The organism is Streptomyces ortus (genome assembly GCF_026341275.1).
Taxonomy (GTDB): Bacteria; Actinomycetota; Actinomycetes; order Streptomycetales; family Streptomycetaceae; genus Streptomyces; species Streptomyces ortus.
Window position 1 is genome coordinate 1,659,287 of sequence record NZ_JAIFZO010000002.1, and the last position, 20,500, is coordinate 1,679,786.

18 protein-coding genes are annotated in these 20,500 nt (G+C 68.9%); 11 read left to right on the forward strand and 7 right to left on the reverse strand.

Going from position 1 to position 20,500, the window contains the following annotated elements:
• Positions 1 to 133 precede the first annotated feature (133 nt).
• Entirely contained in the window at positions 134 to 1,384 is a 1,251-nt protein-coding gene (locus K3769_RS40865; protein WP_267026192.1) for an RICIN domain-containing protein, read from the forward strand.
• Between the two features lie 65 nt (positions 1,385 to 1,449).
• Here the strand turns inward: K3769_RS40865 and K3769_RS10650 are convergent, their stop codons facing one another.
• From K3769_RS10650 to K3769_RS10670, 5 genes are all read right to left on the reverse strand, one after another.
• Positions 1,450 to 1,818, reverse strand: a complete 369-nt coding sequence (locus K3769_RS10650) for a DUF4913 domain-containing protein (RefSeq protein WP_267031314.1) — start codon at positions 1,816 to 1,818, stop codon at positions 1,450 to 1,452.
• A gap of 317 nt (positions 1,819 to 2,135) precedes the next feature.
• Positions 2,136 to 3,776: a glycosyl hydrolase gene (locus K3769_RS10655; protein ID WP_267026193.1), complete on the reverse strand. Its 1,641-nt coding sequence runs from the start codon at positions 3,774 to 3,776 to the stop codon at positions 2,136 to 2,138.
• Between the two features lie 169 nt (positions 3,777 to 3,945).
• Entirely contained in the window at positions 3,946 to 4,560 is a 615-nt protein-coding gene (locus K3769_RS10660; protein WP_267026194.1) for a hypothetical protein, read from the reverse strand.
• 3 nt (positions 4,561 to 4,563) lie between these two features.
• Positions 4,564 to 6,036 (reverse strand): amidohydrolase family protein, encoded by a 1,473-nt coding sequence (locus tag K3769_RS10665; RefSeq protein ID WP_267026195.1) that lies wholly within the window; start codon positions 6,034 to 6,036, stop codon positions 4,564 to 4,566.
• A gap of 140 nt (positions 6,037 to 6,176) precedes the next feature.
• Positions 6,177 to 7,655, reverse strand: coding sequence for a sulfatase-like hydrolase/transferase (locus tag K3769_RS10670; RefSeq protein WP_267031315.1), 1,479 nt, complete (start codon positions 7,653 to 7,655; stop codon positions 6,177 to 6,179).
• Positions 7,656 to 7,951: 296 nt separating this feature from the next.
• Between K3769_RS10670 and K3769_RS10675 the strand changes: the two genes are divergently transcribed.
• From K3769_RS10675 to K3769_RS10710, 8 genes are all read left to right on the forward strand, one after another.
• Entirely contained in the window at positions 7,952 to 10,201 is a 2,250-nt protein-coding gene (locus K3769_RS10675) for an MMPL family transporter (protein ID WP_267026196.1), read from the forward strand.
• The gene (locus tag K3769_RS10680) at positions 10,198 to 10,899 is read left to right on the forward strand and encodes a response regulator transcription factor (protein ID WP_267026197.1); all 702 of its coding nucleotides are present in this window, start codon (positions 10,198 to 10,200) and stop codon (positions 10,897 to 10,899) included. The genes K3769_RS10675 and K3769_RS10680 overlap by 4 nt, the downstream gene beginning before the upstream one ends.
• A 14-nt stretch (positions 10,900 to 10,913) precedes the next feature.
• Entirely contained in the window at positions 10,914 to 12,359 is a 1,446-nt protein-coding gene (locus K3769_RS10685) for a sensor histidine kinase (protein ID WP_267026198.1), read from the forward strand.
• A gap of 259 nt (positions 12,360 to 12,618) precedes the next feature.
• On the forward strand, positions 12,619 to 13,341 hold the full coding sequence (locus K3769_RS10690) for an LmeA family phospholipid-binding protein (protein WP_267026199.1): 723 nt from the start codon (positions 12,619 to 12,621) through the stop codon (positions 13,339 to 13,341).
• Between the two features lie 134 nt (positions 13,342 to 13,475).
• Positions 13,476 to 14,615, forward strand: a complete 1,140-nt coding sequence (locus K3769_RS10695; RefSeq protein WP_267031316.1) for a VOC family protein — start codon at positions 13,476 to 13,478, stop codon at positions 14,613 to 14,615.
• Complete coding sequence (locus K3769_RS10700) at positions 14,612 to 15,571, forward strand: fumarylacetoacetate hydrolase family protein (RefSeq protein WP_267026200.1); 960 nt, start codon at positions 14,612 to 14,614, stop codon at positions 15,569 to 15,571. The genes K3769_RS10695 and K3769_RS10700 overlap by 4 nt, the downstream gene beginning before the upstream one ends.
• Positions 15,568 to 15,774, forward strand: a complete 207-nt coding sequence (locus tag K3769_RS10705) for a hypothetical protein (RefSeq protein WP_267026201.1) — start codon at positions 15,568 to 15,570, stop codon at positions 15,772 to 15,774. The genes K3769_RS10700 and K3769_RS10705 overlap by 4 nt, the downstream gene beginning before the upstream one ends.
• A complete protein-coding gene (locus K3769_RS10710) occupies positions 15,771 to 17,306 on the forward strand; it encodes a bifunctional 3-(3-hydroxy-phenyl)propionate/3-hydroxycinnamic acid hydroxylase (RefSeq protein WP_267026202.1) in 1,536 nt (511 codons plus the stop codon). The genes K3769_RS10705 and K3769_RS10710 overlap by 4 nt, the downstream gene beginning before the upstream one ends.
• A 22-nt stretch (positions 17,307 to 17,328) precedes the next feature.
• Here K3769_RS10710 and K3769_RS10715 read toward each other — a convergent pair whose 3' ends face one another.
• The gene (locus K3769_RS10715; protein ID WP_267026203.1) at positions 17,329 to 18,414 is read right to left on the reverse strand and encodes an amidohydrolase family protein; all 1,086 of its coding nucleotides are present in this window, start codon (positions 18,412 to 18,414) and stop codon (positions 17,329 to 17,331) included.
• 355 nt (positions 18,415 to 18,769) lie between these two features.
• Here K3769_RS10715 and K3769_RS10720 point away from each other — a divergent pair, with 355 nt between their 5' ends.
• Entirely contained in the window at positions 18,770 to 19,402 is a 633-nt protein-coding gene (locus K3769_RS10720; protein ID WP_267026204.1) for a TetR/AcrR family transcriptional regulator, read from the forward strand.
• A 228-nt stretch (positions 19,403 to 19,630) separates the two neighbouring features.
• Positions 19,631 to 19,759, forward strand: a complete 129-nt coding sequence (locus K3769_RS10725; RefSeq protein ID WP_267026205.1) for a hypothetical protein — start codon at positions 19,631 to 19,633, stop codon at positions 19,757 to 19,759.
• A 153-nt stretch (positions 19,760 to 19,912) separates the two neighbouring features.
• Here the strand turns inward: K3769_RS10725 and K3769_RS10730 are convergent, their stop codons facing one another.
• A complete protein-coding gene (locus K3769_RS10730) occupies positions 19,913 to 20,359 on the reverse strand; it encodes a hypothetical protein (RefSeq protein WP_267026206.1) in 447 nt (148 codons plus the stop codon).
• Between the last annotated feature and the right edge of the window lie 141 nt (positions 20,360 to 20,500).

Below are 20,500 nucleotides of genomic sequence, written 5' to 3' on the forward strand. Positions count from 1 at the left end.
GAACAGGGGTGACGAGGCGGACGAGCCGCCGATGGCGAGGAGAATCCCTCCCCCACCCGCGGTCCCGGCGGATACCGACCTGGAGGAGGTCGAGGACGTCGAGGAGGCGCCGGAGCGCCCCGCGCCCTTCGCCGTGGTCATCTTCGGCGACGGCTCCGCCGCCATCGACGGCGAGGCGGTGCCGATGGTGCCGGGCGAGCCCCTCGATGTCGCGATCCTCGACATGCTGCACGGATACGCGCGCAGCCGGAACACCCCCGTGACAGGAGCCATCACCGATCCGGCCGCCGACTACGTGGCGGTCGTCGAGGTCGCTCCGGACGGCTCCAGCAGGCTGCTGGAGCAGATCGACGGGGACGCGGGTTCGGCGGAGAGGGTGGGCGCGCCCGCCGAATTCGCCGCACCCGTCGAGTTCGCCGAACCTGATGAACCCGTCGTGCACGCTCAGCACTCCGAGCCGGTGGCCTTCCCGGACACCGAGCGCGAAGCGCGCACGGAATCCCCAGGTGCGGGGCCACGCGTCACGCCCGGGAAGAAGACGCAGGTTCAGTCGGACGACGAGTACGAACGGCCCGGGTTGTTGCACCGGCCCCTGGTCGTGGGAGGCGTAGCCGCCAGTGTGGCCGTACTCGTCATCGCTTCGTTGGTGGCATTGGGCACGGGATCGAGTGGTGCCGAGGAGCAGGATCAGGTAGCGGGACCGGTCAACGGGACAAGCGAACCTCCGGTGATTTCCGAGCTGCCGACCGAGTCTCCCTCCGACATATCGTCGCGCACTGTGCCGGCGTCGCCTTCCCCCTCTCCGTCGAAGTCGAAGCCGAAGCCGAAGAAGGCGCCACCGGCTTCCGTCACGACGAAGAGTGCGCCCACGAAGCCGAAAAAGGCCAAGAAGTCCGCGAGCCACCTCAAGATGCCCACCGACCCGGTGGCGTTCCAGAACGAGAAGTGGCGCTTTTGCGTCGACCTTTTCGGCTGGGGCAAGGGAAAGCCGGGAACCAAGATCTGGGATGACCACAGCTGCACCACGTCCCCCAGTGACAACCAGTTGTGGAAACTGGAGCCGGTCAGGGGAAAGAGCACCGACGGTTCCGGCCTGTACCTGATCCGTAACGCCAAGGACAGTCTCTGCATGGACCTGCCGGGCGAGGGCGGCGCCGAGGTGTCGGCGCGGTTGGTCGAGCGTGAATGCGTACCGACCGAGAAGGACAATCAACTCTGGTGGTTCGACAAGCGCTCCAACGGAACGTACTGGATTCGCAACCAGAAGAGTGGCGACATGTGTATGGACGTGTCACGAACGAGTGCGGGGCCCGCCAACGCCAGAATCTCCGTCTCCGCGTGCGGTGACAGCCCAGCCGTTCAGTGGCGGATCCTGAAAGGCTGAACCTGAGGGACGGTCGAGAGCGGATGCGCGGCGGATGCGTATCCGCTCTCACCGCTGTCCTGACGCTACCGCCGGGTCGGCGCGGGAGGCGGGCCGAACGGGTCGAGAACGTCGACCGGTGGCTGGTCCTTCGACCGGTGGCTGCCAGGTTTGCAGCCGGCGAAGGGGCCCTCCGGGTCCCGCAGTGACTGCATGACCGGACTCAGGTAGTCCCGGTGCCAGTTGGCGGGCCCGTTCATGGGCGAGCCCGGACCGGTCAGGTCCGCCCAGGCGAGCCACAAGCCGTGCAACTGGGCGATCGCTTCTTGGTGTTCCCACCAGCGGGAGCACCAAGGGGCGGCAGAGGTGATCTCCCGGCCGTAGACCGGCAGCAGGACATGGTGGGTCCACAGGGTCAGCTGGCGCAGATTCCTTGCGTACTCGGGCCCCTCCATATAGAGGATGAACCGAGGTGCCGGAGGAGGGGCTTCGGCTTCCTCGGTGGAGAGCTCGGTAGGCGCGAGGGCCTCCTGCTCGATGGCGGACGTGTCGATCGTCACCGGGATCCTTCCAGCGTTCGGGGTGAGGCGAGGGCGCCGGGGCGCTCGGGGGGAGGGGCGGGTGACCTGACCCGCGTAGCCGAGCGTCCCGCCAGCGGACTTGCCGTGGTCCAGACAGGTCATGGACCACGGCAAGTCCGTCCCTGGCACCAGTGGCAGGCAGGGGCGTCGGATTCCCGGGCGGCGTGGCTCGCCGGCCGGGAACCGACACCTCATCCCGCGCTGCGGAAGGTGTTACCGCTGGCGTTCGGACTGGTGCCGTTGTAGAGACCGGTCGGGCTCGTCTGGGTCGAAAGGGCGAACCACGCGTAGCGGTCCACGTAGTCCATCTCGTTCAGCGTCTCCGTCGACGTCTTGATGAACGCGGTCTGTTCCTGCTCGCTCGGGTAGCGAGGAGTGCCCTTGCTGAAGTCGATGAGGGCGTACTCGGTGAGCCAGATCGGCTTCTTGTAGCGCTTGTGGATCCGCTCCAGGTAGGCGGCCAGCTGGTAGGTGGCTTTGTAACTGAAGTCGGAGCCGTACCAGTGCACGGGGATGAAGTCGACGCGCAGGCCGCGGTCCGAGGCTCCCTTCATGAAGCGGTCCAGCCAGCCGCCGGCCTTGTCGGCGTCGGTGGCGACCGCCGGGGCTCCCAGGTTCAGGCCGGTCTGCTGCAGCTTCGGCCACAGATCCAGGGCCTGCTCGGGAGTCATGTTGGCTTGGCTGGGCATGTCGGGCTCGTTGAAGCCCAGGAGGTTCTTCCCCTCCTTGGCCGCATTGCCCAATTCGGCGCTCGTCACCGATTGGGGGCCCCAGATCGTCGGGACGTACTCGACACCCGCCGGCCTGCGGAGCTTGCCGCTGGAGGAGGCCCAGTTGTGGTACCACTTCGCGCCGGAGTCGACCAGTGCCTTGGTGGCGCCGGCGGTCGGGTTGAGTCCTACACCCTTGCCGGCCGCACCTGCGGAGACCTGCTTGGATTTGGGCCTGAGCGTGGACTTGGCCTTCGGCACCACCTTGGTGGTGGGCTGCAGAGCGGACTTCTTGGGAGCCTTGGACCCGTAGAACGAGACGGTGAATCCCTTGCACTTGCTGCACTGGCGGACGACCTGGTTGCCCTCCTCGGCGTCGTGCTTGGACCACGCGTAGGCAGAAGGGCACTTCTTTGTGAGTGCTTCGCTGTAGGCGGTCTTCGCATCCCGGTTCGGGTTGGTGCAGACCAGCGGCCTGCCTGTCACCTTGCTGTGCGACAAGTACTCGGGCGGGCAGACCGACAGCAGATCGGTGGGGCAGCCCACCGAGGCGCACGCACCGCCGTCCTTCGGTGGAGGCACCCCGTCTGGAGTGATGGTGATGGAGGTCGTGACGGCGTTCACGTAGCTGACGTTGTACCAGGGGGCCGCCGCGTCAGCCGGGTCGAAGTTGAACTCGGCGAGGCTGGCAGGCTGTTCCCCGGTCGAGCAACGGTCGGCGTACGGCCCGCAGTCGGCCACGGTGCAGTGGAACGTGCTGCCGGACTTTCCCTTGCAGCCCTGGCGGGCGAAGAACTTGCCGCGCCAGTGCCCGGCGCCGGAACGCTCGGGGATGGTGATGGTGGCGGACTTGCCCGGATGCAGCATGGGCAGTCCGGTGAGCGGGGGCGAACCGTCGGCGTTGACCGTGGCGCCGACCCAGATGCGGTAGGCCGAATTGTTTCGCAGAGTGACGGTATGTTCCGCGCCGCCGACTGCCGCTGCCCCGGAAACACGGACCGGGCGTTTGTCGGAGGTACCCCAGGACGCCACCGAGGTCACCGCTGACACAACGACGACCAGCAGAAGGGCGAACAGGAACGGCCGAAATGATCGATATGACACGAGTGGTCTCACACGCATAGAACGCGCCTTTCGAGTCGGGCATGCGACTACGCACGCACGACGTACAGGCGCGGCGGACGGTTCACCCGGCAGGACCGGCAGGAGTGCCCCGCCGGGAACCAGGATCCTGCGCGGGCGCGAGGCGGGACTTGGGAGGCTCGGTGGTCGAGCGCGCCTTTCCGCCCGGTCATGTCTCTACGATCGAGACAGCCGCGATGGAGCGCAAGGATGAGACGGGTCTGAAGTCGTCGCACATGAGGGTCACCGTGGACACTTCGTGGATCCACACCGGTCGCGTGGTGGCGCATCTCAGATCCGCGGTGCCGTCGGTGAAGGAGACGACGGCCCGCAGCCGAGGGGCGGTTCGATCGCGGGCGTGGACAGTGACGACGAGGTCGGTCTGCCGGTAGTCGTCGCTGGTGATGTCCGCCGCCTCGGCCAGGCGGTATCCGGCACCGTCCCCGGCAGGGCCGACCGTGGTCGTCACGGTGCCGGTGGTGGCCGCCGAGATGGCCAGGGGCAGGATCCCCGCGACGGCTCCGGCGGTCACGCAGGCCAGGATGGCGGTCGCCCAGAGGATGCGCGTACGCCTTTCCGGTTCCGGGCGGGCGCGGCGCAACAGGTCGATCGCGACGGCGAGGAGCAGGAATGCAAGGCCGCCGGCAGTCGCCGTCGCAGTCGGTTCTCCCGCGGTGTCGAGCTTGTCCGACCACACCCAGGAGACGAGCACGCCGGCCACGACGACGGCCCAGCCGCCCGTCTTCAGTGAACGCCTCCTCCTTCTACTGGGAGAACGAGACATGGCTCATCCCTCCGCTTCGGACAGCAGGCGGTCGACGGTGGCGGAAATATCTTGCGACGCGGTGAAATGACCCGCCCGTACGAGGGCGCTGATCTTCGTCATGTTGTCCACGCTCTTGAGGGGGTCGGCATCGAGCAGGAGGAAATCGGCGTCCATGCCGACGGCCACCGCACCCATGCTTTTGGACCGTCCGAGGAACGACGCGGGCGTGGTGGTCGTCGAACGCAGGACGTCCAAAGGGGTCAGCCCGGCCGCGGCCATCTCCTGGAACTCGGCATGCAGATCCTGTCCCGGAACCGCGCTCGGACCATCGGTGCCCGTCATGAGGGGAACGCCGGCCTCATGCATCATCTTGATCATCTTGAGGGTCGTGGCGTAGTACCGGTGGTAGGTGGAGCGCGTCTCAGCAGGCAGGTCGACGAACTTCCTCCGGGACTCCTGAAAGGCTTCGCGTTCCTCCGCGGACACCATCTTCAGCCAGGGGTGGTTCTCGTACTCGGGAGCGTCCGCCAAGTACTGCGTGCGCAGCCGTACGAGCGTAGGGGTCTGCCAGGTGCTGTTCCTCGCGAAGGTCTCCGCCAACTTGACGGCCGCGTCCTCGTCGAAGGAGTCGAGCGCGGCCCGGAGAATCGCGACAGTCTCCTCGGAGTTCATGAGCGCGGGATTCAGGAGTCTCTTCGCGGTCGCTTTGGTGACGATGCCGCTTGAGAAGATCCGCTGAGAAAAGGGCACGTATCCGAGCCAGTTGGGCAGGGCGCCGGGGGTGTCCCCTCTGGCGCGCAGAGCGCCGCGGTCGCTGGACGTCTCGATCCAGATGTTGGTGTTCGTGCCCAGGTGCTCCAGGCAGTCGAATCCGGCTTCGGACGCCTCGTACGGGTTCACCGTCGGCGGGAGGTGGCCCGCGACCCTCAGTCCGTTGGCATGCGCCCAGCCGACAGCGTCGAAGAACACCTCCCGTTCCACCTGGATGAGCTTGATGAAGTCCGCGCCGAGGTCCTTCTGCCGGCTGATCTCGCTCCGGGCCCTGCTCACGGAGGGCGCGTTGAACGGCATCAGCAGAGCGCCGGGCATGGCGTGCAACCCGGGCGTGTCCGCGCCCAGCGGGAGACGCCGTTCTCGCCGGTACGACAGGAGGTCGTCGGAGCCCGCCATCTGGCGCATGCCCGTCGTTCCCTCGGCCAGCATCGCCGCCATGAACAGTCTCGACCGCTGCTTCTCCTGCAGGACGTGGGTGTGCATGTTGTTGTAGCCGGGAACCGCGAAACGGTCCGCACCGTCGATCACCTTGACCTCGGCCGTGGCCTCGGCCTTCGCGGACGCCGTCACGGATGCGATCTTTCCGTCGCGCACCAGCACGGACATGTCGCGCCGGCTGCTGCCGTCCCGCGGATCGACGACGGTGACGTGGTCGATCCGCAGCGCCTTGGCCACGGGCATCACGGAGCGTGCGGGTTCGTCGTGCGTCAGGCTTGCCACGAGCGGTCCACCGACGGCCGCTGCCGCCCCGACTCCGGCCACGGCAACTCCCGCACTCTTCAGGACGGTTCGGCGTGACGTCTCACCCGTCCCGGCCGGTTCCACCGCGCCGGGGGTGTCGCTCGCACTCTCACTTCGGGTCATGACTCAGCTTTCGGCGTGCGTGTCCCCGACGGATACGGGAGGAGTCCTGAGTCGATCTCTCCCCAGGCGGCCTTGAGCTCCGCCAGCAGTTCCGGTTCCTGGCCGGCCTTGTTGGCGTTCTCGCTCGGGTCCGCCTCCAGGTCGAACAGCACGTCCTTCCCGCTGAACGGCGCGAGCTTCGCGGTTTCGGCGTAGTGGTACTTCCACTTGCCGCGTCGCAGCGCCCGTTCTCCCCGCAGCCGCCAGAAGAGGTCTCTCCGCGGGGCGTCCTCGCCCTCCAGCAGGTGTCCGGCGAGGCTGACACCGTCCAGCGGAGTGTTCCTGTCCGGGCGCGCTCCGGCCACGTCCAGCAGGGTGGCCGTCCAGTCGGGCGTGCACACCGGTACGTGGCTGACCTGGTGATCGCCCACGCGTGCGGGCCAACGCAGCAGGGTGGGTACCCGGATACCGCCTTCCTGCAGCGTGTGCTTGGCGCCGAAGAACGGCCAGCTGTGGGAGTAACGCTCACCGCCGTTGTCGCTGGAGAAGATCACGACGGTGTTCTTGGCCTGTCCGGACTTGTCGAGCGCGCGGAGTACGTCACCGACCGCCCGGTCCAGGCCCTCCACCATTTTCGCGTACGTGTCGAGGGAGCCGCCGTCCAGGTGGGCCATGACAGCCGTCTTCTGCTCCGGCGGGACCTCGCGCAGGAGCTTCTCCAGACGAGCCGACTCCTCCTTGTCGCCCTCGGCGATCCACGGCCAGTGCGCCGAGGTGAAGTTGAGGTTAAGCAGCCAGGGTTCGGCGTGTTTGCGGGTGATGAACTCGCCGGCGCGCTCGGAAAGAACCTGCGTGTAGTAACGCAGGTCCTTGTACTCGGTCTCGCCCTCGTACAAGCCGTACTCCCCGAGCGTGGTGAGCTTGGAGTAGTACTCCAGCGAGCCGCCGAAGTTGCCGAAGAACTCGTCCCATCCCGACTTGGTCGGTGCGTAGTCGGGAAGCTCACCGCAGTGCCACTTGCCGATCATCGACGTGGTGTACCCGGCATCACTGAGCAGGGACGCCAGCGTCGGATGAGTGGGTTCCAGACCGACGGGGTCGGTGTCCTCTATGGGCTCTTCCAGACCGGCCGGAATGCGCTGCGGATAGCGTCCCGTATACAGGCTGAGGCGCGTCGGGGAGCAGGTCGCGGAGCCCGCGTACCCCTCGGTGAAACGAACCCCCTGGGCGGCGAGACGGTCGAGGTTCGGAGTGTCGATGTGGCGTGCGCCGTAGCACGAAAGGTCACTCCATCCCATGTCGTCGCCCAGGATGAAGAGAATGTTCGGGCGCCCGGAATTCCGGCCTTTCTCAGCCTTGAAAGGGCGCTCCTCGGGGGCTGTCGCCTTTGCGGCGGAAGCCGCCGCGGTCGCCGCCGTGCCCGCGGTGAGCGCGGCTCCGCCGGCCACCGTCGCGGCACCCGCACCGACGGTCCTGCCGAACGTACGGCGGGACATGGCTGAATGTGGTGACACGTTCGCTCCTAGAAATGCATGTCGTTGCACGGCATTTAGGTGACACGGTCCGTACGGGCTGTGTGAACCGTCGAGTCCAGGAGCGTAGGGCGGCGACGAGACGTTGCGGGCATACGTCGGCAATGCTTCAGCAAACCGTCAGGATATCCGCAGGAAAGGTCCGGCGGGTCCGCCGCTCTTCCGACCTTCAGGGTTTCGTCAGGCTACGCGGGCTGTTCCTTCAGGAAAGCCGCCTTTCATGGACGCGTTGCCCTTCCCTGCAGAAAAGAGTTGTGACCATGGCTTCGCTCCTCCATCGCTGGGGGTTGATCACGGTCGACCGCCGGCGCCTCGTGGTGGCCCTGTGGCTGCTCGTCGTGTCCGTGATCGCCGTCCTGGGCGTCAGATTCGCCGGTGACTTCGAGACCGGGTCCACGATCCCCGGGTCCGCCGCGGAGAAATCCCTGGCCACGATGGACGAGCACTTCGGCGCCAGTGATCAGCAGACGGCCGACATCGTCTTCGAGGCCTCTTCCGGCGACTCCTTCCAGGACCGGGACCAGGCGGAAGCACTGCAGCGTTCACTGGCGGCCGTGCGTTCGGTGCCCGGCGTCGATTCCGTGAGCGACCCCGCCCGCACGGGAGCGGTGTCCCCCGACGGACGGACGGCCCTGGCCCGCGTCGAGTTCTCCGTGGCGAGCGACGAGGAGGTACCGGCCTCCGTACTGGAAGCCCTTGAGGACACCACCGCGGGCAGCCGGGCCGCCGGGATGGAGGTGACGTTCGGAGGAGACGCGTTCGAGGAGGCGAAAGCGCCGGTCAGCCCCATGGAGGCGATCGGCCTCCTGGTCGCCCTCGGGGTTCTGGTCATCACCTTCGGCTCGCTGCTCTCGGCCGGGATGCCGTTGATCACCGCGCTGATCTCCGTGGTGACGAGCATGACCGGGTTGATCGGATTCGCCTCGGTGTTCAGCATCTCCAGCAAGGCTCCGTCCCTGGCGCTCATGCTGGGGCTGGCCGTGGGAATCGACTACGCCTTGTTCGTCGTCTCCCGGCACCGCCAGGAACTCGCCCGCGGAAGCAGTGTGCGTCAGGCCGTCGCCCGGGCCACGGCGACGGCCGGAAGTGCCGTCACCTTCGCCGCCCTCACCGTGATCATCGCCCTGATCGGCCTCGCGGTCGCCGACGTACCCACGCTCACCTCCATGGGAGTGAGTGCCGCGGGCGCCGTCGCCGTCGCCGCGCTCACCTCGCTCGGTCTGCTGCCCGCCCTGCTGGCGACAGCGGGTGAGCGACTGCGCCCCGGCCCCGGCTCCCGCGTCGCACGTCTGATGGAGCAGGCGGAGCGTCCTGGCAGCGAGGCGGAAGGCAAACCGCCGCTGGGCACCCGCTGGGTCGCGCTGGTGGCCCGGCGTCCCTGGCGCGCCCTCGTCGTCGTCACCCTCGCCCTGGCCGCCCTCGCACTGCCGGTCACACAACTCCAGCTCGCCCTCACCGACCACGGCAGCGAACCGGCCTCGACCGAGGTCCGCCAGAGCTACGACAAGGTCAGCGACGCTTTCGGCCCGGGAGCCAACGGCCCCCTGATCGTCCTGGTGACCGACACCGAACGCGCCGCCCTCAAGGAAACGGCGGGCCGGGCAGCAGCGGAACTGCGGGGCGTGGACGGTATCGCCCGCGCCATGCCCGTGGAGTACTCCCCGGACGGAGCCGCGGCCCGTATCCAGGTGATTCCGGACACCGGACCGCGCGACCCGCGGACCGCCGACCTCGTGTCCGGGATCGAGGACGCCGTGGAGCCACTGGCGGAGAAGAGCGGCAGCGAGGTGTCCGTCACGGGCCAGACGGCCGTCAGCATCGAGGTGTCGGAGAAGCTCAGCGCCTCCCTGCTGCCGTTCGCTCTCGTCGTGGTCGGGCTGTCCGTCCTGCTGCTGATGGCGGCGTTCCGGTCGATCGCCATCCCGGTCAAGGCGACCTTGGGGTTCCTCCTGTCCGTGGCCGCCTCCCTCGGTGTGGTGGTCGCCGTCTTCCAGTGGGGATGGCTCGCCGGCCCCCTCGGGATCCCCACGACCGGGCCGGTCTTCAGCTTCGTACCCATCATCGTGATGGCCGTCCTGTTCGGCCTGGCCATGGACTACGAAGTCTTCCTGGTCTCGGCCATGCGGGAGGACTACCTGCGCACCCGCGACCCGCGGGCGGCGATCATCGGCGGCGCACGGCACTCGGCCCGCGTGGTCACGGCAGCCGCCGTGATCATGATCGCGGTCTTCGCCGGCTTCCTCCTGTCCCACGATCCGGCCATCATGCCCATCGCCCTGGGGCTCACCGTCGGTGTGCTGATCGACGCCTTCGCCGTGCGAATGACGCTGATGGTGGCGGTAATGTCGGTCTTGGGCCACCGTGCTTGGCGCATCCCGGCCTGGTTGGACCGGTGGCTGCCCGACCTCGACGTGGAAGGGGCCGCACTGGGCGAGACCGCCCACGTGCGGGAACCGGCAGCGGTCCGCACCCCTGAGGGCGCCGGCGTGGAGGAAGGCAGCACGGCATGACAGATCCGGATACGGTACTCGTCGTCGAGGACGACGCGAGCATTCGCGACCTGCTGGCCTCGGCTCTCGGCTTCGTCGGCTTCGACGTGCGGCTCGCCGACGACGTCCCCCAGGCCCTCACCAGCCTGGAGCGGGAAACCCCCGACGCCATCGTGCTCGACGTCGGACTGCCGGGCGGCAGCGGCTTCGACGTGCTGCACCTGTTGCGCTCGCGGGGGCTCAGCGTCCCCGTCATGTTCCTCACGGCGAGGGACGCCATCGAGGACCGTGTCCGGGGCTTCCACCTCGGGGGTGACGACTATGTCGTCAAACCCTTCAGCGTCGTCGAGGTCGGAGCGCGCCTGCAGGCGCTCATCCGGCGGTCACGGGGCAGCGCCGGATGGAGCCAGGGCGACGGCGTCCTGCGCTACGCCGGACTGGAGCTGGACGACAAACGCCACACCGTCCACCGTGACGGCGACGCGATCGACCTGTCGCCCACCGAGTTCCGCCTGCTGCGCTACCTGCTTTCCCACGCCGAGCACGTCATGACACGCTCTCAGATCCTGGAAGCGGTCTGGCAGTACGACTTCGGCGGGGACTACGGCGTGATCGAGCGCTTCGTCTCCAACCTGCGGCGCAAGGTCGACCAGGGGCGCGTGCCGCTGATCCACACGGTGCGCGGCGTCGGCTACAGCCTGCGTGAGCCCTCCGCGTGAACCGGCTGCGCCGAATGCCCCGTATCCGCCTCCGCCGTCTTGCCACGATCCGGGCCCGGATCCTGACCGGAGTGCTGCTGCTGCTGATCGTGGGCCTGGTGGGCAACTCGGTCGCCAGCGTCTTCACCCTGCGCAGCCACTTGGACGAGCGTGCGGAATCGACGTTGCGCGACGCCAGGGACCGCATCCACCGTCGTCTCGCGGAGGCTCCCGCAGACATCGACGGAGCCCAGTTGGCCACCCTTGCCGCGCCGTCGATCGGGGTCATGGTCATCGACTCCGAAGGGCACGTGACGCAGCAGATCGCCTTCGGCGTCCCCGAACCGGTCAACACCGTGACGGCGGAACGGCCTGACCAGGTACTGCACATCACCGATCATCCGGGCGTACCCGATCTGATCGCCCTGCGTATCCCGACGCCCGGCCTGACCATCACGGTCGCGGACCGAAAGATCGAGGCGTCGGCCATCGTGCTCGCGCTGCGCACGGATCTCGACCGGGTCACCGTCACCGACTTCATCTCCCGCCAGGCCAGCATCGTGGGCACGACTCTGGTCCTTGCCGCGGTCCTCGGCCTGGCGGTGCTGAAGTACGGCCTCCGGCCGCTGGGGCGCATGGCCGACGCCGCCGACGCGCTCGCTTCGGGAGCCAGGGAGGAGCGCCTGCCCGTCCGGGGCGGCCACAGCGAGACCGATCGCCTCGCCGCCGCGGTCAACAACGCCTTCGACGTCCAAGCTCGCGCGGAGAGCAATATCCGCTCCTTCGCGGCCGACGCGTCCCACGAACTACGCACCCCCCTGGCAACCATCTCGGGCTGGCTCGACCTCTACCACCAGGGCGTCCTCCGCGACCCCGCCGCCCTGGACCGCGCCATGGAACGCGTCGACGCCGAGGCCGGCCGTATGCGAGCACTCGTCGAGGAACTCTCCCTTCTCGCGCGTCTCGACGCCGGTCGCCCCCTCTCCTCCGACCGCCTCGACCTGTCCGCCCTGGCCGCCGACGTGGTGGACGACGCCCGGGTGGTCGCACCCGATCGATCCATCACCCTTGACGTTCCACCGTCGGTTCAGGTCGTGGGAGACGGCCCCAGGCTTCAACAGGTGCTCCACAACGTCGTGGGCAACGCCATTCAGCACACCGCTCCCGGCGCCCCTGTCCGGGTGAGTGTGACCATGACGTCGGACGAAGCGCTCGTGTCCGTCAGTGACGCCGGGCCGGGCATGCCCGCGGCGGACCTCGCGCGGGTGTTCGACCGCTTCTGGCGTGCCGACGCGAGCCGCAACCAGGCCCAGGGAGGTTCGGGCCTCGGGCTTCCCATCGTGCAAGCGGTGATCCACGCCCACCGCGGAACCGTCGGCATCGACTCCGACCCCGCCGCCGGAACCACCGTCACGGTCCGGCTGCCCAGAGGGCCGAGGGCGGCTCCGGCGAGACAGAAGTCCAAGCAAGTACCTGATTAGAGGGACCGCCCGGACCGCCCCCGGCCGCGGGCCTTCGAAGAACCGGCACACCGAACTCGTCCAGTAGCGCTGCCCTGACGGGACAGCGGACACCGTCCCAGACCCTTCGGCGCATCGCCGTCCCAGACCCTTCGGCGCATCGCCGTCCGCGCCTGACGGCGGTCCGCGCCCGCCGGCCGTCAGGGCTGCCCGCGCGACCCTCGCGCGCCCGCCCGCGACCCGCCTCAGCCTTCCTTGCCCCGGATCGGAGTCATCCCCCGTGAACAAGCGCCGCATCACCATGGCCGCCATCGGCCTGGCCGTCCTCACCGCAACGGCCGCGACGGCCGACGCCGTCATAGAACACAAGGTGGAACAGCGCGTGGGCGACATGGTCGCCTGCCGCTTCGACACCGCGAAGGATGTCGCCGTCGACCTCGGCCGGCCCCTCGCCGGCCTGCGGGCCCTCACCGGCGATGTCGGAGACGTGAACGTCAGCGCCGACGACGTACAACGGCAGGGCATGGAGCTGGACATCGACGCTCAGCTGCACGATGTGTCCACCAGCGGTACGTCGTCGGGCGGCACCGCGACCGCGACCATCGCCTACGGCGAACTGGGCGAGAAACTGCCGGACGCGAAGGGCGGATTGACGCCCGGCACCGACGGCACCCACCTCACCCTCAACGGGAGCATGGGCACGGTGGGCCTGCCCGTCACCGTGGTGACCGACCTGTCCACCACGCGTAACAGCGTCACCATCACGCCCGCGAGCATCACGGTGATGGGCCGTGAGATACCCGTGGAGAGGGTGTCCTCCATGCCCCGGGCCGCCGGGCTGGCGGACAAGCTCCAGCCTCGCACCGTCGAGGTCGAGGACCTGCCCGACGGCACCGCGATCACCGGCGCGCACGTCACGGACAGCGGCCTGGCCCTGGACTTCAGCCTGGATCCGAAGAGTACGAGGAAGCCCGCCGGAGATTCCCCGGAGTGTCCCGCCTGAGCCCGCACGCCCGGCGTTCTGATCGATTACCCATCATCGTTGACGGATCAAAAATGATGACGTAATCATTATTGGGATTCATCATCGCGGCGTCAGCCGGCCAGGACACTCGTCGAAAGAAGGGCTCGCCCGTGATCGAGGTTGAGCAACCGGCCACCACCCACCCGGTCGACGCACACCAAGGACTCCACAGCGAGCTGGGCGCACTGAGGGGTGAACATCCGGGCCGTATCCGGAACCCCGTGATCAAGGTCGTCGGGCTCGGTCGGCTGGACTTCGTGAAGCCCGACCTGGACCGCGCCGAGCGATTCGCCCGCGACTTCGGCCTCGTCGTCCACGAGCGCACGCCGGACCGGCTCACGCTGCGCGGGACATGGGCCGCGTCCCCGTGCATGGTGATCCATCGTGGTCGGAACGCCCGGTTCGTCGGTCCGACGTTCGTCGCGGAATCCGTCTCCGACCTGCGCCGTCTGGCGCGCTGGGACGGCGCCAACGTCCTTCCGTTCGGGAGCGGGCAGGCCGTCCAGCTCGCTGATCCGAGCGGCATACCGGTACGGGTCGTCGCCGGACTGCGGCGGCCGGACGCCCTGGACGAACGTGCGCCGCTCAGCCTGAACACCGGCACGGACCCGGTCCGGCTCAATACGCCCCAACGGGTTCCACGAGCCGCGCCCGAGGTACAGCGGCTCGGTCACGTCGTGCTGGAGACGACGAAGTTCCAGCGAGCTCTGTCGTGGTACCTGGAGGCCCTCGGCCTGATCGTGAGTGACTTCCTCTATCTCGACGACCTCCGCGACCGCGGGCCCACCATGGCCTTCCTCCGCTGCGACCTCGGCTCGTCGCCGGCCGATCACCACACGCTGGCCATGCACCTGGGGCCGCGCACCGGTTACGTCCACTCGGCGTACCAAGTCACTGATCTCGACGCCGTCGCGGCCGGCGGGGAGTTCCTCTCGGAGCGGGGATACCGGCGGGTGTGGGGGATCGGCCGGCACATCCAGGGGAGCCAGATCTTCGACTACTGGCGCGACCCCGACCGGATGATGGTCGAGCACTACGCCGACGGCGATCTGTTCGACTCCACACTCGAACCCGGCTGGGCGCCCATGAGCGCGAGCGGTCTCGCGCAATGGGGCCCACCGGTCTCCCGCGACTTTCTGGGCACCAACCCCAATCCGGGCATGGTCGCCTCGCTCCTCAAGGCGCTGCGCGACGAGGGCAACGACATCGACAGGAACACCTTGAAGGCACTGGCGAAAGCGATGGCGGCATGAGTGTGAACGTGGCACGTACCGACGACGGCTGGTGGGTCGAGAACGAAGGCCGGCTGACACCGATCCGGACCCGGGCGGGCACCACCGCGGAGCTCCTCGCCGACCGGTCGGAAGTCGACGAGGCGGCGAACGCCCCCGACCCCGAGGGCCCACGGCTGACGGACGTCGAGCTGCGCTCACCGGTCACCGTGCCGGCCCGTGTGGTCGCCCAGATGGTCAACTACCGCAGCCACGCGCACGATTCGGGCTTCGACCCCGACACCGTGCCACCGGCCTTCTTCCGCAAGTCGTCCGGCTCGGTCTGCGGGCCCACGGCGGACATCCGATGCCCGGAACACGTCCACTTCCTCGACTACGAGGTCGAACTCGGTCTGGTGATCGGCCGCCGAATGGAGGTCGGCACGTCGATCGACGAAGGTGAACTCGCCGAGTTCGTCGCCGGCCTCGTCGTCACCAACGACGTCAGCGCTCGCGACATCCAGCTGACGCGGACACAGTTCTACGAATCGAAGTCCTACCCGACGTTCACGCCCGTCGGCCCGTTCCTCACCCTCGTCGACGACGCCGACCTCGCCGCCCTGGAGAAACTGCGACTGACCTTGAGCGTCAACGGCGAGGTACGCCAGGACAGCACCGCCGCCGACATGATCGTCAAGCCCGTACGAGCTCTCAACCTGCTGGCCCGTTTCCAGGCGCTGGACGTCGGCGACCTGGTGCTCACGGGCACACCGGGCGGCACCGCGCTCAAGTCGCCGGGGGCGGTGGCGGAGAAGATCGGCGCACTGCTCCCGACCGCCGTGAAGTGGAGGACGTTCTTCAGGAACCAGGCCCGCAACCCCCGCTACCTCAAGGACGGTGATGTCGTGGCCGCCACCATCACCGACGCCGCACGGGGGATCGACCTCGGTCAGCAGACGAACATCGTCCGGGGCCCCGCGCGGAGGGCGGCCCTGTGAAGCCGACCGCCACGCCCCCGTCGACCGTGACGACGGACCTGCCGCCCCTCACCTCGGTCGCCGATCCGCATGCCGTCGAACGTATTCCGCTCGCCGCGCGCGACCTCCCCGGAGGCGCTGAGGTCGCCGGTCCCGTCGAGGCGCCGTACGGCTACGTCGCCGACATCCGTGCCGGAGCCGGAGGAGAGGAGGAGCGACAGTGACGTCGACCGGTACCGGCTCGCCCTCGGCGCCGTGGGACGTCATTGTGATCGGCGGCGGCCCCGCGGGCGTGTCGGTGGCGACCCTGCTGGGGCAGCGGGGTGTGCGGGTCGTGGTCGTCGAACGCCATCACGACGTCTACCCGCTCCCGCGGGCCGTCCACCTCGACGACGAGGTCTACCGGATCCTGTACCAGCTGGGCGTCGGCGAGAAGTTCGCCGCCCTCACCCGGCCGGCGTCGGGCCTCCGGCTCGTCGACGGCCGCCACCGTGAGCTGGTGACCCTCTCCCGCGCACGGAGAACGGCCGCGGGCCTTCCGCAGGCCAACATGTTCGATCAGCCGGACCTCGAACGCCTGCTACGGGACAACCTTCAGCACCACCCCGAGGTGTCGTTCCTCGGTGGCTACGAGCTGGTACGCCTGGACACCACCGACCCCGCGTCCGTGACCGCCCACCTGCGTCGGCCGGACGGCTCGCCCATGGACCTGCGGGCGCCCTACGTGATCGCCTGCGACGGCGCCAACAGCACGGTCCGCGGCCAACTGGACATCCAGAACGTCGACTTCGGTTTCGAGCAACGCTGGCTGGTCGTCGACATCCGCTGCGTACCCGACCTCGATGCCTGGGAGGGTGTGCACCAGGTGTGTGACACCCGCAGGGCGGGCACCTTCATGCGTATCGGCCACGACCGCTACCGGTGGGAGTTCCAACTCCTCGCAGGCGAGAGTCCGACCGACTACGCGAGCATCCCGGCGCTGCGCCCGCTCATCGGGCCCTGGGTCCGCGGTGTTCGCGACGACCGGTTGACCCTGCTCAAGTCCGCGGAGTACACCTTCCGGGCCCGCGTGGCGCAGCGGTGGCGCGACGGCCGGGTCTTTCTGGTCGGTGACGCGGCGCACGTCACGCCGCCGTTCATCGGGCAGGGACTGTGCGCGGGTCTGCGTGACGCGCACAACCTCGCGTGGAAGCTGGCCGCGGTGTCGCACGGGCTCGACGCGCCGGAGCTGCTGAACTCCTACGAGGCGGAGCGCCGCCCACACGTCACGGCCATGATCAGAAGAGCCAAAGCCATGGGCCGGTTGATGACAGGTGGCGGATGGACGGCCGCACTCGCGCGCCGCTGTCTGGTGCCCACGCTCGCGCGCTCCCGATTCGTGCGGCGAATCGTGCTCGACAGCCGCACCCCGGCACTCACACCGGGCCCGCGCGTTCTCCGGCGCACCCCCGGCTCCGTACGTGGTGCGCTCCTCCCCCTTGTACGCATGCCGGGCCCCGACGGCGGCCTCGTGCTGGTCGACCGGGTGCTGGGTGACAGGACGACCGTCGTCGCGCTCCCCGGCGTCGACCTCGCGACGGTGCCGGGCGCCCTTCCTTCCGCGTGGCTGACCGTCGATCCGCGGAGCAGTGACGGCGAGCGGCAGTTGGCACGGTGGCTGCGGGCAGCTGGTGTCGGGTGGGTCCGAGTCGACCCCGACCGCGTCGTCGTGGCCGCGGGACCGGTGGGGGCGGGGACCGGCGGGGCGGCGCGGTGAGTGAGGACCGCTTCGGGATCGATCAGCCCTGAGACCTGTCGCCGTCGGCACGTGCTGGGAGTTCGGGGGCCGGGGCGGTCGAGGGCCGCCGCAGCAGGCGGTCGGCGTTGGCGCGGGTCAGGTCCCGCCAGGGCTCGGGGGTGCCGGGAGCGCCGGGGCCGTCGAGCGGAGGGAGCGCCGGCCACACCTGGTCGAGCAGCGCCATCTGAAGGTCGACGGCGATCGGCGGGGTGAAGCAGAAGTCGCTGCCGTAGAGGAGACGTGCGGATCCGTAGCGCGTCAGGAGCGCGTTCACGTGGGTGGCCGTGGGGGTACCGGCGAGGTCCCACCACAGGTTGTCGAGGGCTTCGACGACCCCGGGTACGGCGTGCTCAGGGTCCTCGGGCGGCAGGGTCATCCGCGTCCCGAGCTGGAAGAGCGCCACCCGGTCCGCCAGGAGCGGAACCAGACTGCCCGCGTGCGGGACCACCAGCCGCAGTCCCCGGTGGCGGGTGAGGACTCCGGCCAGCGCCAGGCCGAGTACCACGCGCGTGGTGTCGAAGAGGAACTCCATCATCGGCAGCGGGAGCCCGAGCCGGGTGGACTGCGATCCCACGGGCGCGGTCGGATGGATTAGCACCACACAGCCGCGCGCGGCGAGTGCCGCCCACAAGGGCTCGTGGCGGGACTCGGTCAGATAGACGCCGTCGGCATGGGTGGACAGGACCACCCCGTCGGCGCCCAGGGTGTCCAGGGCGTGGTCGAGTTCGGCCAGGGCGGCGTCGACGTCGGGAAGCGGCAGGGAGGCGAGCAGTCCGAAACGGTCCGGCCGGCGCGCGGCCTCCTCGGCACCGTGCTCATTGACCCGGCGGGCCAGCACGGAGTGGTCGATGTCCGGGCCGAGTGCGATGCCGGGCGAGGACAGCGAAAGCAGGGAGCGGGCGATGCGCCGCTCGTCCATGAAGGCGAGGTGGTCGCGGGCGTCCCAGTCGGGCCAGGCGGGCATCCCGTCGGGAACGTCGTGGCCGTGCCGACGGGCGAGGTCGACGTACCAGGGCGGCAGGAAGTGGGCATGCACGTCAACCAGCCCGTCAGAGCGGCTCGCCACGGAGGGAATCGGGTCATGCATGGCTTGCTCCTGCTTGTGGGCTGGTGTGGACCGTGTGATCACGTAAGCATTTTCGATTACGTCATCATTTTATGGGTCGACGCACGTTGAGGGAACAATCCGGCGCGGGGATCCTCTCCCGTGGAGGGCCGTGCACCGATACGTGTCGGGCCCCGGCTCTGTGATGCCGTACCGGCGGCGCAGCTCGCCCGGCGCGGATCACTTTCGCCGCCGGGTGCATCACAATGTTCGCAGGCCTGGAGCTCGCGTGGCTGCTCGCAGGCTGGTCCGCGCAGTCGAAACGGCTCAGCGCCACCCGCGGTGTGACGCCCGCCCCGCCCCCGCTCCCGCTCCCGAAAGAACCAGAAGGATGGTCATGACCGAGACAGTCTCCCCACGCGTCGCACGCAAGAGGGCGGCGAAGAGGGCGGCGCTGATGGACGTCGCACGGCGGGCCCTCGCCGCGGGCCGGACCTCGATCAGCATCCAGGAGCTGACCGAGGAAGCCGACATGGGGTTCGGCTCCTTCTACACCCACTTTCCCGACAAGGAAGCCCTGTTCGACGCCGCGGTCGACGAGACGATGGAGTTGTTCGGCTCCTTCGTGGACTCGCTCGCCGAGGGACTCGCGGGCATGGATGCCTTCGCCCTCGGCATTCGCCTGACCTGCCGGCTCCAGCGCGCCCAGCCGGAGATGGTGCGCCTGGTCCTCAGCTTCGGCACTTCGACTCTCCTGCGGGATGACGGACTCGTCGTGCGGCTGCGCCGTGATCTGCGGCAGGGCGCCGAGGACGGATCGTTCGTGGGCTGGGATCCCGATCGCGCGCTGATGGCGGTGGGCGGCGCGGTCCTCGGCACGCTCCAGATGCTCGACGCCGACCCGCGGCTCGACAACGGCGAGGTCGCGGACGAGCTGTGCCTGCGCCTGCTCCAGATGCTGGGCGTGCCCCTCGACGTCGCGACTGCGTGCGCGCACGCACCCTTGCCGGAACATGCCTGGCTGAGCTGAGCAAGTGCGGACGTACACGGTCGACTTCCCCGCCCGCAGGACCGGCTGGGCCTTCACCGGCTGCCCCGCTCCGCCGCCGATCTGATCCTACTCGGAGACCTCACCGGCCACGACGCAGCCGGCAGCTACAGCAGAACCGGCTCCGACGGCCGGACCCTGACCCTGCGCAGCGACCACCAGGGCGCGGCCGAGCACGGGCATCGGATCACCGCGGCGATCGCCTGCCATGTGGCGCGTGCCGGCGGAACCGTCGACGAGCTGACGCATCTGCCGCTGGACTACGTCCGCCGGGTATGGGCCAGCGCCTCGACCGCCGTCAACGACAGCAGCGGGGTCAAGCCGTGCCATGACGCGTAGGAGATTTTCGCCGCGCTGCGCGACCGTATCTGAGAAGACGCCCTGCGCGGAGCTCGTGTCCGGACCACTCCCCCCGCCTGGAGCTGGAGCTGGAGCACGATAGGTATCGCAAGGGCCGGCTTGCTGTCACCGAGATCGGCGGCCCCTCACCCTTTACGGAGAGTCTTGACCGCTGGACCCGGAGTCGTGTCCAGCGGCGGGCCGATGCGGTCGGCGTTCCGGAAGCCGTGTGATCGCGGCGGTCACCGCCAGCGCGAGCGTGACACCGACAGCGGAGCCGACGCTCTGCGCCCAGGCACCGTCGAGGGAGCCGGGCAGGGCGGCTCTCGTGAGCCGGCCGGCCACCGTCAGGACTGCTAGCGAGGCAAATATGGCCGTCCAGCGGTACCGCACCCCGTCGATGATGTCGCCATAAAAGAGGAGCAGCAGCGCCATGCCGAACTCGTCGTCCCAGCCGATCGCGGTGAGCCCGGCCCCGAAGGCAAGCGCGAACAGCCAGAGCCCCATCAGTTGCCGGGCGAACGTGGCCGGCGGCTGTCCTGCACCACGCGGCGGCCGGAAGAACCGTGTGATGTGCTGGACGATCCCGTACTTCTGCATGACCCGCGTCCCGATCCCCCGGGGTAGCCGACTTCTGCCGGCGTTCAGTAGTAGGACTCACGGAAGCAGGACGCGGTTGTGGTGGAGCGTACCCACGCCATGCTCGCCCTGGACTGCGTTTGAAACCCGGAATGCCAGAAT

Coding starts and splice junctions, on each gene's coding strand:
- K3769_RS10720 (WP_267026204.1), top strand. CDS start 18,770: ATGACCGAGACAGTCTCCCCACGCGTCGCACGCAAGAGGGCGGCGAAG.
- K3769_RS10675 (WP_267026196.1), top strand. CDS start 7,952: ATGGCTTCGCTCCTCCATCGCTGGGGGTTGATCACGGTCGACCGCCGG.
- K3769_RS10655 (WP_267026193.1), bottom strand. CDS start 3,776: ATGCGTGTGAGACCACTCGTGTCATATCGATCATTTCGGCCGTTCCTG.
- K3769_RS10660 (WP_267026194.1), bottom strand. CDS start 4,560: ATGTCTCGTTCTCCCAGTAGAAGGAGGAGGCGTTCACTGAAGACGGGC.
- K3769_RS10680 (WP_267026197.1), top strand. CDS start 10,198: ATGACAGATCCGGATACGGTACTCGTCGTCGAGGACGACGCGAGCATT.
- K3769_RS10685 (WP_267026198.1), top strand. CDS start 10,914: ATGCCCCGTATCCGCCTCCGCCGTCTTGCCACGATCCGGGCCCGGATC.
- K3769_RS10670 (WP_267031315.1), bottom strand. CDS start 7,655: ATGTCCCGCCGTACGTTCGGCAGGACCGTCGGTGCGGGTGCCGCGACG.
- K3769_RS10730 (WP_267026206.1), bottom strand. CDS start 20,359: ATGCAGAAGTACGGGATCGTCCAGCACATCACACGGTTCTTCCGGCCG.
- K3769_RS10715 (WP_267026203.1), bottom strand. CDS start 18,414: ATGCATGACCCGATTCCCTCCGTGGCGAGCCGCTCTGACGGGCTGGTT.
- K3769_RS10650 (WP_267031314.1), bottom strand. CDS start 1,818: ATGGAGGGGCCCGAGTACGCAAGGAATCTGCGCCAGCTGACCCTGTGG.
- K3769_RS10700 (WP_267026200.1), top strand. CDS start 14,612: ATGAGTGTGAACGTGGCACGTACCGACGACGGCTGGTGGGTCGAGAAC.